Origin of the sequence: Butyricicoccus pullicaecorum DSM 23266 (genome assembly GCF_900167005.1) — a bacterium.
GTDB lineage: Bacteria > Bacillota > Clostridia > Oscillospirales > Butyricicoccaceae > Butyricicoccus > Butyricicoccus pullicaecorum.
This window is the reverse complement of record NZ_FUXW01000006.1, coordinates 60,211-74,495: the sequence shown is the minus strand read 5'-3', so window position 1 is coordinate 74,495 and position 14,285 is coordinate 60,211. Positions and strand designations below refer to the sequence as shown.

General features: G+C 56.2%; 15 protein-coding genes. 7 read left to right on the top strand and 8 right to left on the bottom strand.

All coding sequences use genetic code 11. From position 1 onward, the window contains the following. Positions 1-49 precede the first annotated feature (49 nt). Entirely contained in the window at positions 50-1,693 is a 1,644-nt protein-coding gene (locus tag B5D52_RS11020; RefSeq protein ID WP_016146939.1) for a recombinase family protein, read from the top strand. Here B5D52_RS11020 and B5D52_RS11015 read toward each other — a convergent pair. Continuing rightward, positions 1,672-1,851, bottom strand: a complete 180-nt coding sequence (locus B5D52_RS11015; protein ID WP_016146938.1) for an alpha/beta-type small acid-soluble spore protein — start codon at positions 1,849-1,851, stop codon at positions 1,672-1,674. The two genes, B5D52_RS11020 and B5D52_RS11015, sit on opposite strands and share 22 nt — an antisense overlap. 214 nt (positions 1,852-2,065) lie before the next feature. Here B5D52_RS11015 and B5D52_RS11010 point away from each other — a divergent pair, with 214 nt between their 5' ends. Both B5D52_RS11010 and B5D52_RS11005 read left to right on the top strand, forming a co-directional pair. Further along, on the top strand, positions 2,066-2,443 hold the full coding sequence (locus B5D52_RS11010; protein ID WP_016146937.1) for a RidA family protein: 378 nt from the start codon (positions 2,066-2,068) through the stop codon (positions 2,441-2,443). A 124-nt stretch (positions 2,444-2,567) separates the two neighbouring features. Then, positions 2,568-3,923 carry a sodium-dependent transporter gene (locus B5D52_RS11005; protein ID WP_016146936.1) on the top strand — a complete coding sequence of 452 codons (1,356 nt, stop codon included), beginning with the start codon at positions 2,568-2,570 and terminating at the stop codon, positions 3,921-3,923. Between the two features lie 54 nt (positions 3,924-3,977). On the opposite strand, the gene trxB is transcribed toward B5D52_RS11005, so the two are convergent. The 3 genes from trxB to B5D52_RS10990 all read right to left on the bottom strand — a co-directional run bounded on the left by trxB (position 3,978) and on the right by B5D52_RS10990 (position 5,940). Beyond that, positions 3,978-4,904: a thioredoxin-disulfide reductase gene (gene trxB, locus B5D52_RS11000; RefSeq protein ID WP_016146935.1), complete on the bottom strand. Its 927-nt coding sequence runs from the start codon at positions 4,902-4,904 to the stop codon at positions 3,978-3,980. A gap of 17 nt (positions 4,905-4,921) precedes the next feature. Continuing rightward, positions 4,922-5,233, bottom strand: coding sequence for a thioredoxin (gene trxA, locus B5D52_RS10995; protein ID WP_016146934.1), 312 nt, complete (start codon positions 5,231-5,233; stop codon positions 4,922-4,924). Positions 5,234-5,361: 128 nt separating this feature from the next. Further along, on the bottom strand, positions 5,362-5,940 hold the full coding sequence (locus tag B5D52_RS10990; protein ID WP_016146933.1) for an HdeD family acid-resistance protein: 579 nt from the start codon (positions 5,938-5,940) through the stop codon (positions 5,362-5,364). 255 nt (positions 5,941-6,195) lie between these two features. Between B5D52_RS10990 and B5D52_RS10985 the strand changes: the two genes are divergently transcribed. The 4 genes from B5D52_RS10985 to B5D52_RS10970 all read left to right on the top strand — a co-directional run bounded on the left by B5D52_RS10985 (position 6,196) and on the right by B5D52_RS10970 (position 10,112). Beyond that, positions 6,196-7,554: an MATE family efflux transporter gene (locus tag B5D52_RS10985; RefSeq protein ID WP_040332696.1), complete on the top strand. Its 1,359-nt coding sequence runs from the start codon at positions 6,196-6,198 to the stop codon at positions 7,552-7,554. Between the two features lie 178 nt (positions 7,555-7,732). Then, positions 7,733-8,197, top strand: a complete 465-nt coding sequence (locus tag B5D52_RS10980; RefSeq protein ID WP_016146931.1) for a MarR family winged helix-turn-helix transcriptional regulator — start codon at positions 7,733-7,735, stop codon at positions 8,195-8,197. A 5-nt stretch (positions 8,198-8,202) separates the two neighbouring features. Then, complete coding sequence (locus B5D52_RS10975; protein ID WP_016146930.1) at positions 8,203-9,630, top strand: MATE family efflux transporter; 1,428 nt, start codon at positions 8,203-8,205, stop codon at positions 9,628-9,630. 101 nt (positions 9,631-9,731) lie between these two features. Next, positions 9,732-10,112: a MerR family transcriptional regulator gene (locus B5D52_RS10970; protein ID WP_016146929.1), complete on the top strand. Its 381-nt coding sequence runs from the start codon at positions 9,732-9,734 to the stop codon at positions 10,110-10,112. A 45-nt stretch (positions 10,113-10,157) separates the two neighbouring features. Here B5D52_RS10970 and nspC read toward each other — a convergent pair whose 3' ends face one another. Genes nspC through speE form a run of 4 tightly spaced genes read right to left on the bottom strand, consistent with a single transcriptional unit; the run spans position 10,158 to position 14,284 of the window. Continuing rightward, complete coding sequence (nspC, locus tag B5D52_RS10965) at positions 10,158-11,276, bottom strand: carboxynorspermidine decarboxylase (protein ID WP_016146928.1); 1,119 nt, start codon at positions 11,274-11,276, stop codon at positions 10,158-10,160. Further along, a complete protein-coding gene (locus tag B5D52_RS10960; protein ID WP_016146927.1) occupies positions 11,276-12,535 on the bottom strand; it encodes a saccharopine dehydrogenase family protein in 1,260 nt (419 codons plus the stop codon). The genes nspC and B5D52_RS10960 overlap by 1 nt, the downstream gene beginning before the upstream one ends. Before the next feature lie 47 nt (positions 12,536-12,582). Beyond that, positions 12,583-13,440 (bottom strand): agmatinase, encoded by an 858-nt coding sequence (gene speB, locus B5D52_RS10955; protein WP_016146926.1) that lies wholly within the window; start codon positions 13,438-13,440, stop codon positions 12,583-12,585. Then, positions 13,421-14,284 (bottom strand): polyamine aminopropyltransferase, encoded by an 864-nt coding sequence (gene speE / locus B5D52_RS10950; protein WP_016146925.1) that lies wholly within the window; start codon positions 14,282-14,284, stop codon positions 13,421-13,423. The genes speB and speE overlap by 20 nt, the downstream gene beginning before the upstream one ends. Between the last annotated feature and the right edge of the window lies 1 nt (position 14,285).

The window sequence follows — 14,285 nt, the reverse complement described above, 5'->3', positions numbered from 1 at the left end:
AGCAATCGTGATATAATAATGATAAAACGAAACTCAAGGAGGAAAACCTGTGGACATTCATTCTGTGCGACAACAGCTCAGAGGGCGAACCATATACGATATTCCCATGCGGGTGACCTACTATGCCCGTGTGTCGAGTGAATCGGACGAGCAGCTGAATTCGCTGGGCAACCAGATCAGCTACTATGAGGACTTCATCCGCAGGAATACGGCATGGACGTTTGTGCAGGGCTATGTCGATGAGGGCCTGTCGGCTGCGACGACGCGCAAGCGTGAAAACTTCCATCGCATGATTGACGATGCCAAACGCGATCTGTTTGATCTGGTCATCACCAAGGAGATCACGCGATTTGCGCGTAACACGCTGGACTCCATCCAGTACACCCGCGAACTGCTGTCAGCCGGGGTGGGCGTATTCTTTCAGAACGACAACATCAATACATTGGACGAGGATTCCGAGCTGCGTTTGACCATTATGTCAGGTATCGCGCAGGACGAACTGCGCAAGCTGTCCAGCCGCGTCAAGTTCGGTCACCAGCAGGCGATCAAGAAGTCGGTCGTGCTGGGCAACAGCCGGATTTTTGGTTATATCAAAGACGGCGGACGACTGGTGATTGATGAGAGCGAAGCGCCGATGGTACGCGAACTGTTCGACCTGTACGCGACCGGTCGGTATTCCATGAAGCAGCTCGAGACGTTGTTCTGGGAGCGCGGCTACCGCAACCACAACGGCAAAAAGATCGCGCACACGACCATGTCGGGCATCATCTCCAATCCCAAGTATAAGGGATATTATGTAGGCAACAAGGTCAAGGTCATCGATCTGTTCACAAAAAAGCAGAAGTTCCTGCCGCCTGAGGAATGGGTGATGTTCAAGGACGAGAGTGGGGAGATTGTCCCGGCAATCGTCACAGAAGACGTATGGGACGCAGCCAACGCCGTGCTCAAAAAGCGCAGCGAGGATGTCAAGAGTCGGCAGGGTATCTGCAATCATGCCAATCTGCTGACCGGCAAGCTGTACTGTACCTGCTGCGGCGCGGCTTATTACCGGCGAGACTCCAAGGGACGAGACGGCAGCAAAAACAGCAAGTGGGTATGCTCAGGTAAGATCAAGAATGGCGCGGCGTCCTGTGACTCTTTTGCCATCTATGAGGATGAGATTAAGCCGCTTCTGCTCGACGTATTCCGTGAGACCGCACCTCTGGCTGAGAACATGGTCGAGGAGTATATCAAGCTGTATCAGCAGACCGTGCAGAGCGAGGACGTGAGCGAGAAGTGCGACGCATTGCGTCGGGTGATCGAGACCGCCGAAAAGAAGAAGCAGAAGCTGTTGATGTTCAATGCGATGGGCGAGCTGTCCGATCAGGATTTTCTGTCCATGAACCGACAGTGTACCAAGGAGATCGAGAACGCACAAAAAGAGCTTGCCGCACTGGAAGCACAGCAAGCCTCGGATGCCGATTTTGCCCGTCAGATTGATACCATTCGCCGCGTACTGCGTGATGCCGAGCGGGATGCCGCGCAGGGCGTTGTGACGAGTGAATTTGTCGGCAAGTATATTGATAAGATCTTTGTCACGCCCGAAGACCCGGATACCATGCGCCTTGGCGTCAAGATTCTGACCGGCGACATGGCCGAGCGCAGTCTGGAACATCTCAAACGTCGTACGGGTCACACGTTCTTGACCATCTGACCGCCGATCGAGCCTGCCTGACGGGAAGTCAGCTCACCGTTGTAGCCTTCCTTGAGGTTTACGCCGACTTCAGCGGCAGCTTCCATCTTGAAGCGATCCATAGCGGCACGAGCTTCGGGGACAACCATCTGATTCGAGCTGTTCTTATTGTTAGTCATGATACATTTCTCCTTTTGTGTTTGTGTTTTTTGGGGTGTTGCTGTTAGTATTGTGACCCGCAGCCGCAGTAAATATGACGGCCAAATTCTTCCGAATCCGCCATATTCCATGGAAAAAACCAGATGACGGTCAAAACATTTTGTGCGCTATTGACAAAGCGATGTGAGCATGGTAAGGTTAAATAAGACTAGGCAAAAGAGAGGAGAAAATATTATGAAAAATATCATTCATTCGGCATTTGCACCGGCCGCAATCGGCCCGTACTCGCAGGCAGTTGAGGCAAACGGCCTGATCTACACTTCTGGTCAGCTGCCCATCAACCCCGAGACCGGCGCATTCCCGGCAGGTATTGCAGAGCAGACCAAGCAGTCGCTGCAGAACATCAAGGCAATTCTGGCAGAGGCTGGCGTTGGCATGGATCGCATCATCAAGACCACCGTTTTCCTGAGCGATATGGAGAACTTCGGTGCGATGAACGCTGTATACGCAACTTTCTTCCCCGAGGGTGACTGCCCGGCGCGTTCTGCGGTCGAGGTTGCACGTCTGCCCAAGGACGCACTGGTTGAGATCGAGGCAATCGCTGTTCGATAAATGACCGTGCGCGTGAGCGCAGTACATAGACATGAGATGTCCGCGGATTGTGCACATCATCCGCGGGCATTTTTTTTAGAAACGAGGCGCAGGGGAGCCTGCGCAGGCAAAAGGGGTGTTTGATATGACCAAACAGCAGGGCGCAGCCGATGCTGCGCGCGATGCTTGGAGATCAAAATGGGGTTTTATCCTGGCGTGTATCGGTTCGGCGGTCGGTATGGGAAATATCTGGTTGTTTCCCAGCCGTGTTGCCAAGTACGGCGGCGCGTTTTTGATCGCGTATCTGATTTTTGACATTGTGATCGGCTTTTCGGGTGTCATCGGCGAGATGAGCTTCGGCCGTGCGGCACGCACCGGCCCGGTCGGTGCATTCGAGCAGGCGTGCGCATCGCGCGGCAAAAAGCGCGTGGGTACGGCGATCGGCATGCTGCCCATGGTGGGCGCGCTGGCACTCGCGATCGGCTATTCGGTCGTTGTCGGCTGGATTTTCAAGTACCTGTTCGGTGCGTTTACCGGCTCGGCACTGGCCTATGGCGCGGACGTGAGCGACGTGTCGGGCTATGAACAGGCATTTGGCCAGACTGCTGCTGCATTCGGTAATAATATGTGGCTGATCATCGCGCTGGTTGTGACCTTTGTCATCATGGCGCTGGGCATTGCAGGCGGCATCGAGCGTGCCAACAAGATTATGATTCCGCTGTTCTATGCGCTGTTTATCGGACTGGTGATCTATGTCGGCTTCCAGGATGGCGCGTCCAACGGCTACCGCTGGATGTTCACCGTTGATCCTGAGATGCTCAAAAAGCCCGAAATGTGGGTTTACGCACTCGGACAGTCCTTCTTCTCGCTGTCGCTGGCGGGTAACGGTACCATTATCTACGGTTCGTACCTGTCCGACAAGGAAGATATTGTCAGCTCGGCGTGGAAGGTCGCGCTGTTTGACACGCTGGCCGCTATGCTCGCTGCACTGGTCATCGTTCCGGCGATGGCAGCGACCGGACGCACCGCGTTTGACGGCGGCCCGGGTTTGATGTTCATCTATCTGCCCAACCTGTTTGCAGCCATGCCGGGTGGTCAGATTGTCATGATTATCTTCTTCCTGGCAGTCCTGATTGCGGGCTTGACCTCGCTGGTCAACCTGTTTGAGGCGCCGGTTGCCACCTTGCAGGATCATCTGCATTTCAGCCGTGCTGGCGCGGTTGTCGTGATTGCGATTATCGGCTCGATCGTATCCCTGTGCATTCAGGGTATTGTCTCCGATTGGATGGACTTTGTATCCATCTACGTGTGCCCGCTTGGTGCCGGTCTGGCCGGTATCCTGTTCGCGTGGGTCTGGGGACGCGAGAAGGTGGAGGACGCGGTCTCTCTGGGCAGAGCGCGCCGCGTCGGCGGTTGGTATTATCCGCTCTATAAATATGTGTTCTGCGGTCTGACCATGGCCGTCTTTCTGCTGGGTATCGCCTACGGCGGTATCGGCTGATGGAGAAATCAAAAGCGAGGCGTTATGCCTCGCTTTTTTGTGTCTGTATGGGGTTTAGAGCTGGTTGAGATACTCCTCAACGAACTTGGATGCGGTTGCACCGTCCGAGGCAGCCGTGATGATCTGGCGCAGGGGTTTGGTGCGTGCGTCACCGACCGCGAAGACACCGGGCACACTGGTGCGGGTGGTCTCGTCGGCAACGATGTAGCCCTGCTCATCGAGCTCGACTTGACCGGCAATCAGTGCGGTGTCGGGTACACGACCAATGGCGACGAACAGACCGTCGGTTTCCAGCGTGGATACTTCGCCGGTGACACGGTCGGTCATACCGATTGCGGTCAGCTGACCGTCGGGTGCGATCAGACGGTCGATCTGCTTGTTCCAGACAAACTCCAGATTGGAAGCCTTTTCCAGCGGCGCAAGATAGCTCTTGGTTGCGCGCAGGGTGTCACGGCGATGTACCAGATAGACCTTCTTGCAGATCTTGGACAGCACCAGTGCGTCTTCGGCAGCCGAGTTGCCGCCGCCTGCGACAACAACCGTCTTGCCGCGGAAGAACATACCGTCGCAGGTTGCGCAGTAGGATACACCGCGGCCGCGCAGAGCATCTTCGTCTGGGATACCCAGCGGACGGGGAGAAGCGCCGGTTGCCAGAATGACCGTTCGGCCAAATACGTCGCCCGCGCTGGTGGTGATGCGCTTGGGCTGCGCGGTCAGGTCAAGTGCGGTCACTTCTGCGTACTCGGTCTCAGCGCCAAAACGCTCGGCACCGCGCTGCATCTTTTCTGCCAGTTCAAAACCGTCAATGCCCTCGTCAAAACCGGGGTAGTTGTCTACCTGGGTCGTGGTTGCCATCTGTCCGCCGGCGGACAGCTTTTCCAGTACCAGCGTGCTCAGGCCGGCGCGGACACAGTAGAGTGCTGCGGCGTAGCCGCCCGGGCCGCCGCCGATGATGACAACGTCATAGGTCGAATGCTTCATGGAATAAACCCTCCTGTTCAGCCGCGCTGTGCGGCGATCCAATCTTCAAGCTGTGCCTGCGAACCGGGTGCGATCAGCTTGTCGCCATGCGCACCGTTCTGGAACAGATAAAACGTCGGAATGACTTCAACGCCGAAGCGCTCAGCCAGCTCGGGCTGCTCGTCAATGTTGATCTTTGCGATGACAACATCGCTCTGACCGTCCATGCGATCGAGAACGGGAGCGATGCGGCGGCAGTAGACACACCAGGGTGCCCAGAAATCGACCAAAACCGGACGGTCGGACTGTAAAACTTCCTGTTCAAAATTCTCTTTGGTCAGCGTCAACATAGTGATACCTCCACAATCTTTCTCTACGGCGGGATGCCGGAATATTTTTTGTTTGATGTTGTACTTAGTATACCCGATCGGGAGAGATTTTACCGTGACCATGTCACACAATGCGGGGAAAATTTTTTTTAGCGATAGCGGCTGCCGTTCCAGAGGTCGTCGGAATGGCTGTCACGACGCGCATAGAGGGCTGCGACCAGTGCGCAGGCACCGTCTGCGATCAGACCGATGCCGAAAAAGCGGATGAGCATGCTGGTGACGCCGAAGGGGTCCATGAGCATGATGATACCCAGAATGAGCGGCAGCAGGGTGGAGACCAGGACGGGAACACGACCGGGCAGACCGAGCTGAAAGGCATCGATGGTCATGGGCAGACGGGCGAGTGCGTCGATCAGCAGCAGAATGCCCAGCATGACGGGCAGGAAAGACAGGATGATGCGCCAGCCGAACAGACAGAACAGACCGATAACCAGAAAGAGAATGCCGAGCAGTTTGTCGCTGGTGTACGTCCAGCCGCGGCGCTTGGCGCGGAAATAGCGCAGAAGCTGTGCGAAGGCGTAGACGAAAGCGCCGATGGACAGCGCCAGACAGAACAGCCGGCCGGTCATACCCGGATAGAGGATCAGGGGAATGCCGAATACCATATACAAAATGGGAATCAAAATGGAGTCGGGGCGACGACCGCCGCCGGAAAAGGATACGAACATAATACATGCCTCCTTGCGTGGGTGGAATACACAGATATTGTATCACGGCGGTAGTCAAAACACCAGATATTTACACGCATACAGGTGCATAAGGTGCAAGTTTCAATAAACAGAGAAAGCGCAGGAAAAGGACTGTCATCCTGACGAAGGAGGGCGGGAAAATCACAAAAAATTTGTATTTTTCGCGGCTTTGCGGAAGGGCATGATGTGGCTATAATGAAGGAGATATCCGCGTTGGTTGGAAAGGGGAAGAACATGACCAAGACGATGACAGAGGGCGGCCCTGCCAAACTGATTTTTCTGTTTACGCTGCCGCTTTTGGGTGGTAATCTATTTCAGCAATTCTATAATATGATGGACACGCTGATCGTCGGCCAGACACTGGGTGTCAATGCGCTGGCGGCGGTTGGCTGTACGGGAAGCATTATGTTTCTCATCATCGGCTTTGTACAGGGTATGACAGCCGGTTTATCCATCGAGACCGCACGGCATTTTGGTGCGAATGATCTGGAGAGTGTGCGGCGCAGCTTCGCGGCCAATATCGTGATTGGCGCGGTTGTGACCGTCATCCTGACCGCGATTTCGGTACCGCTGGCGCGTCCGATTCTGGTTGCCATGCAGACCCCGGCGGCCATTCTGGACGATGCCTATTTCTATATTGTTATTATCTATGCAGGCGTGTTTGCAGCTATGCTGTTTAATGTCCTGTCGAACGTCCTGCGCGCACTGGGCGACAGCCGGACACCGCTGCTGTTCTTGATTTTGTCCAGCATCGTAAACGTGGTGCTTGACCTGGTGTTCATCATTGTATTTAAGATGGGCGTTGCGGGCGCAGCGTGGGCGACCGTGATTGCACAGGTCGTTTCCGGACTGCTGTGCGTCGTGTACATCGGCAAGAAGTTTCCCATGCTGCACGTGCGCCGTGACGATTTCCGTCTGACACGGGGCGAAATCTGGCAGCATGCAGTGATCGGTCTGCCGATGGGCTTTCAGGCCTCGATCATCGGCATCGGCGTCATCATTTTGCAGATCGTGCTCAATGCACAGGGTGAGCTTGCAGTTGCCGCTTACACGGCTGCACAGAAGATCGAGCAGATTGTCTGTTCGCCGCTCAGCTCGTTCGGCATGACCATGGCGACCTATGCCGCTCAGAACTACGGCGCAGGCAAGATCGCTCGTATCCGCACCGGTGTGCATCGCTGCGCGGCTATGTCGCTGGGCTATACCGCGGTCATCACCTGCATTGCGATTTTCGCCGGTGCACCGCTGGTATCGCTGTTCGTGTCCGATGCACCCGAGGTCATCGCGATGGCGGCAGAGTACCTGCGCCTGACCAGCCTGTTCTACTGGACGCTCTCGCTGCTCTTCATCCTGCGCTATACCTTGCAGGGACTCGGACAGGGCATCGTGCCCACGATCGCGGGTATTATGGAGCTGGTCATGCGTGCGGTGGGCTGTATCGCACTGGCCGCACCCTTCGGTTTTGCTGGTATTAGTGTCGCCTACGCGCTTGCGTGGCCGGGCTCGCTCACACCGCTGGTCATCTCCTATGTGCTGACCATGCGCCGTCTGCGCCGGAAGGAAAAAATCCTGCAAGCGGCCGCAGAGAAGTAATATTGTTGTGTGCAAAGACACGGTTTCTCATGCAGATACCGTGTCTTTTTTGCGTGAAATTGCCGATTTTTGCTAAGAAGTAAAAAATTGCAAATAAATAGTTGACTACGCAACAAAATTGCCGTAAAATATCTTCCAGAAAGTTGACAACACAAACAATCATCAGGGGAGGATATCCATGGAACGGCAGTCGATCACCTTTCTCAAGTACATATCCATCATCCAGCGCAATACCGGACGATATTTTGATTTGAGTCTGGAAGCCGACCAGATCGGTTCGGGTCAGCAGTTTTTCCTGCTGCGCATCGCCGAGAATGAGGGCATTACCATGTACGACTTAGCGCGTATCGGCAGTTTTGACAAGGGCACGGTGACCAAGGCCGTGCAGAAGATGGTGCAGCAGGGATACGTGCGCATCGAGGTAGACGAGTACGACAAGCGCGTGCGCCATCTGTACATCACCGAGCAGGCACGCGGACTCATCGAGCGCGTATATGACCTGCGCGACAGCTGGAATGCGCAGATTACCGAGGGGTTCACACCCGAAGAGCGCGAACAGGTTCTGCACCTGCTGGAACGCATGGCAAAGGGATCGTGCGATAGCCTGAGCAAATTGATCGAGAGCAAAGAGGAGGAGAAGTAAAATATATGAATACACAGAGCGCAGCACCTGTGCAGGAAGAAAACCCCTTAGGCACCCTGCCGGTCGGACGGTTGCTCATCAATTTTTCGCTTCCGGCGATTATTTCCTGCCTGATTAACTCCATTTATAACATTGTCGACCAGATTTTTATTGGTCAGGGCGTCGGCTATCTGGGCAACGCCGCGACGACGGTTGCCTTTCCGCTGATGACCATTCTGCTCGCCTTCGGTACCATGATCGGTGCGGGCAGCTCGGCGCACGCCGCCATTCGACTGGGTGAACAGAACGAGCACGAAGCCCGTCAGGCACTCAACAACGCATTCAGCTTTACCATCGCACTCGGCCTTGTGCTCATGGCGCTCGGTCTGATCTTCCTGCAACCCATTCTGACGCTGTTCGGTGCGACCGAGAACATCATGCCTTACGCCATCGACTACACGGGCATTATTCTGCTGGGTACCCCGTTTAACCTCGTCAGTATCGTGCTGTCCAACCTGGCACGTACCGACGGCCACCCGCGCATGTCCATGTACGGCATGCTGATCGGTGCGGCACTCAATACTGTGCTTGACCCGGTCTATATTTTCGTCTTCCACTGGGGCGTTAAGGGTGCGGCCATCGCGACCATCACCTCGCAGATCATCTCGGCTGTCGTGCTGACGCTGTACTTTATCCGCCCGTCCAAAAACAATCCGCGACACATGCGTTTGGACCGCAAGCTGATGAAGCCCGATGCATCGCTCATCCTGCGTTTCCTGACGCTGGGTATCTCCTCGGGTATCACCCAGTCGGTCGCCTGCATCATGCAGGTAGTAATGAACAAGTCGCTCGTGTATTACGGCGATTTGGCATCCGGTATTTCGGGCGATATCGCGCTGAGCGCCATGGGCGTTGTGACCAAGATCGCCATGATTATGGGCGCGTTCGGTGTTGGCGTTGGTATCGGTGCACAGCCGATTCTGGGCTATAACCGTGGTGCACGTAAGTTCGACCGCATCCGCCGTACCTATCTGATGGCTGTCATTTTCGCCACCGTCCTGATTTTTGTCTGCTGGATTTTCTGCCAGACCATGCCTGAGACCATCATCGGTATCTTTGGCGACGACAACGCAAGCTTCAGCGATTTTGCAGTCAAGTGCCTGCGCATTTACCTGTTCAGCATCTTCTGCGCAGGTTTCCAGATCGTCTCGACCAGCTATTTCCAGGCAACCGGACAGCCGCTCAAGGCATCCATCCTGTCTATGCTCCGTCAGCTTTTGCTGCTCATTCCGCTCATGCTCATTCTGCCGCTGTTCTTCGGCCTCAACGGCATTTTGTACTCGGCTCCCATCGCGGACGCAAGCTCGGCAATCATTGTCGCCTGCTTCATTGTGCCCGAGATGCGCAAGCTCAACCGTGCGGTGCATGAGGAGCATCTGTACGGCAAGGTGTAAGGAACAATGCTGTATGATCCCACGTCTTTGCGTGGGATCACTTTTTACCCTTGACTTGGAGTACACTCCAGACAGTATACTAGAAAAAAGAGGCGTATGTCGTGACCATTGCGGAAGTGAGTAAAAAATATGATATTTCGGCGGACACCCTGCGTTACTACGAGCGCATCGGACTGATTCCGCCTGTGCCGCGCAGCAAGAGCGGTATTCGAGACTATGACGAGAATGCGTGCAGCTGGGTGGAGCTGATGAAGTGCATGCGCTCTGCCGGGGTGCAGATCGAAGCGCTCATCGAGTATGTCGCCCTGTTTCAGCAGGGACCGGATACCGCGCCCGCGCGCAAAGCCATTCTGATCGAACAACGTGACCAGCTCGTGCAGCGCATGGCAGATATGCAGCGCTCACTCGATCGTCTCAACCAGAAAATCGCAAACTATGAGACCCAATTGCTGCCGCGTGAGCAGGAAATGATGAGTTGGTAAAAAAGAAGCCTCTGTGAGATGAACCACAGAGGCTTTTGCTTATATTTAAGACAAACGCGTTTTGAAATCCTCGTAGCCGAAAGACTTGATGAGCGTTTCCTTGCCCGACGCATCGCGCCAGACGATGGAGGGCAGTCCCATACCGTTAAAGGTATTGGTCTTGACCATGGTGTACAGCGCCATGTCACCGAATACCACCTGATCACCGATGTGCAGCGGCTGATCGAAGGAGTAGTCACCGATCACGTCGCCCGCCAGACAGGTCGGGCCGCCCAGACGATAGGTGTGTGCTTTCTCGTTTGCCTCACCGCTGTTCAGGATAGGCGGACGATAGGGCATTTCCAGCACGTCAGGCATGTGGCAGGCCGCAGAAGCGTCCAGAATGGCGATACCCATGCCGTTGTGCATCACGTCGAGCACGCTGGACACCAGAAAACCGGCGTTCAGCACGACGGCCTCACCGGGTTCCAGATAGACTTCGACGTTGTAGGTCTCGCGCAGATGGGTGACGATGCGCACGAGCAGATCGATGTCGTATCCGTTGCGGGTGATGTGGTGTCCGCCGCCCAGATTGAGCCATTTCATGCCGTGCAGGTACTTGCCGAACTTTTCCTCGAAGGCCTGTACGGTGACTTCGAGCGCGTCAGAACCCTGTTCGCACAGCGTGTGGAAGTGCAGACCGTCCAGCATGGGCAGGATATCCTCGTCGAAGTTTGCAAGTGTGGTGCCCAGACGGGAACCGGGCGAGCAGGGGTCATAGATGGCGTGGCCTTCCTGGGTCGAGCACTCGGGATTGAGGCGCAGACCGATGGACTTGCCGGCCGCCTTGGCCAGCGGGCCGAAGCGGCGAACCTGCGCGGGAGAGTTAAAGACGAAGTCGTCCGCGTAGGACAGCAGTTCCTCAAACTCGTCCGGGCGATAGGCCGGGCTGAAAACGTGGGTCGCGCCGCCAAAGTGCTCGTGACCCAGACGCGCCTCGTACAGACCGCTCGCCGTCGTGCCTGCGAGGTACTGGCGAATGATGGGATAGACCGAGAACATAGAGAATGCCTTCTGGGCGAGCAGGATCTTGCATCCTGCCCGCTCGGAGACGTCTTTCAAAATTTCCAGATTGTGCCGCAGCGCGGTCTCGTCTACGACAAAGTAGGGGGTACGCATGGGCATCAGTCCACCAGTACCGGGTTATCGTTGATCTGCCAGGGCAGACCCCACTTGTTGAGTGCTTCCATGTACGGATCGGGATCGAACTCCTCGACGGTGTACACGCCAGGCTTGTTCCACTTGCCGGTCAGCAGCATCATCGCGCCGATCATTGCCGGAACACCAGTGGTGTAGGAGATGGCCTGCGAGCCGACTTCCTTGTAGCACTCCTGATGATCGCAGACATTGTAGATGTAAGCGGTCTTTTCCTTGCCGTCCTTCTTGCCGGTGAAGATGCAGCCGATGTTGGTCTTGCCGACCGTGCGCGGGCCGAGAGTTGCCGGGTCGGGCAGCAGCGCCTTGAGGAACTGGATGGGCACGATCTCATGACCCTCGAACATCATGGGCTCGGTGGACAGCATGCCGACGTTTTCCAGACACTTCATGTGGGTCAGGTAGCTCTGGCCGAAGGTCATAAAGAAGCGGATGCGCTTGACGCCCGGGATGGTCTGTGCCAGCGACTCGATTTCCTCGTGGTGCAGCAGGTACATGTCCTTGTGGCCGACCTGATCGAAGTCGTACTCACGCTTGATGGACATGGCCGGGATCTCGACCCAGTGGCCGTCCTCCCAGTAGGAACCGGGTGCGGATACCTCACGCAGGTTGATCTCGGGGTTAAAGTTGGTTGCGAACGGGTAGCCGTGGTCACCGCCGTTGCAGTCCAGAATGTCGATGGTGTCGATCTGGTCAAACAGGTGCTTCTGTGCGTAAGCGCAGTATGCCTGGGTAACACCCGGGTCGAAACCGGAGCCGAGCAGCGCGGTCAGACCAGCCTTCTCGAACTTCTCGCGGTAGTCCCACTGGTAGGAGTAATCGAAGTATGCCGAGAAGCCAGCCTCCTCGCAGCGCTTCTCGTATCTTGCGCGCCATTCGGGATCGTTCAGATCTTCGGGCTCGTAGTTTGCAGTGTCCATGTAGTTAACGCCGCAGGCCAGACAAGCGTCCATGATGGTCAGATCCTGATAGGGCAGGGCGATATTCATGACGAGATCGGGCTTGACGTCGTTGATGAGCGCGATCAGCTCGTCTACCTTGTCGGCATCGACCTGACGGGTGGTGATCTTGGTCTTGGTGGTGCCCTCGAGCTTTTCCTTGAGCGCGTCGCACTTGGACTTGGTGCGGCTTGCGATGCAGATTTCCTCAAAGACCTCGCTGTTCTGGCAGCACTTGTGGATTGCGACCGACGCAACGCCGCCGCAGCCGATGATTAAAACTTTTGCCATCGTAAAACGTCCTCCTTAAATGTTCGTATATGTGAGAATGGGGGATATTAGTAATCGGGGAAAGCGAGCAGCATTTCGCGAACCACCTTGCAGGCGACCGCGGTGGATACACCGGACGGGTCAAGGGTGGGGGCGAGCTCGTTGACATCGCAGGCGACGATGTTGAGCTTGCTGCAAATGAGGGTGATTGCGGTGCGCAGCGCCTCGAAGGAGATGCCGCCGGCCTCGGGGGTACCGGTGCCGGGGAAGACCGACGGGTCGAGCACGTCCAGATCGAGGGTAAAGTAGACCGGCTTGCCGGCGAGCGCCTCGACGGTCTTGCCCAGACCTTCCAGATTGAATTTCTGGGTGGTCACATGGTCGCGACCCCAGGCAAACTCGGCACGCTCGCCCGAGCGGATGCCGAACTGGAAGATACGTCCGTCACCGACAATATCCCAGCAGCGGCGGATGACGCACGCGTGGGACAGGTTAGCGCCCAGATAGTCGTCGCGCAGGTCGGCATGTGCATCCAGATGGATGATGTGCAGGTCGGGATAGCGCCCCGCGACCGCACGCATGGCACCCAGCGTCACCAGATGCTCGCCGCCAAGCAGGAAGGGACGCTTGCCCGCGTCCAGAATCTCTTCGGTCTGAGCCTCAATGTCACCGAGCGCCTTTTCTGCGCTGCCAAAGCACAGCTCGAGGTCGCCCACGTCCAGTACATGCGCGTCTTCCAGGTCGCGATCCTGATAGGGACTGTAGGTCTCTACGCCAAAGGACTCGTGACGGATGGCCGACGGGCCAAAGCGCGTGCCCGGGCGGAACGAAGTGGTGGAATCGAAGGGTGCACCGAACAGAACGGTACGCGCTTCATCAGCAGGGCAGTCACAGCCCAGGAAGGTTTCAACGTTCGCTTTCAACATCTTTCAATAACTCCTCAACATAGGCGGGGATGTAGAACGCACCCTTGTGCAGGGTGGTCGTGTAGTATTTGCAGGACAGACCGTAGCCGTTCCAGCGGGCTTCGTCCAGATCCTTGAGCGGATGGTACTTTTTGGACGCGAAGCCAAACAGCCAGTGCCCGGACGGGTAGGTCGGGATGTGCGCCTGATAGACGCGGCTGATCGGGAAGGACTCGACAATGCGCTTGTGTGCGCGCTGGCAGGCGATGGCGTCCTCGTCGTAGAACGGGCTCTCGTGCTGATTGACCATAATGCCGTCCTCGTGCAGCGCCTTGTAGCAGTTGCCATAGAACTCGCGGGTAAACAGTCCCTCACCGGGGCCGAACGGGTCGGTCGAGTCGACGATGATGAGGTCGTAAGCGTCCTCACAGGTGCGCACGAACTTGAGACCGTCCTCGTAGTGGATGTGCACGCGCGGGTCGTCCAGCCAGGGGCCTGCGGTCTTGGGCAGGTAAGCGCGGCAGACCTCAACAACGTCCGGGTCGATCTCGACCATGTCGATGTGCTCGATATGGTCGTAGCGGGTCAGCTCGCGGATGACGCCGCCGTCACCGGCACCGATGACCAGCACTTTTTTGATATTCGGATGCACGGCCATGGGCACATGCACGATCATTTCGTGATAGATGAATTCGTCCTTTTCGGTCAGCATCATATAGCCGTCCAGCGTCAGAAAACGGCCGAATTCGGGCGACTCAAAGACATCAATGCGCTGAAACTCGCTCTGACCGGCATAGAGCTGGCGGTCAACGCGGATGGACAGCTTGACATTGGGTGTGTGATGTTCGGAAAACCATAAATCCATA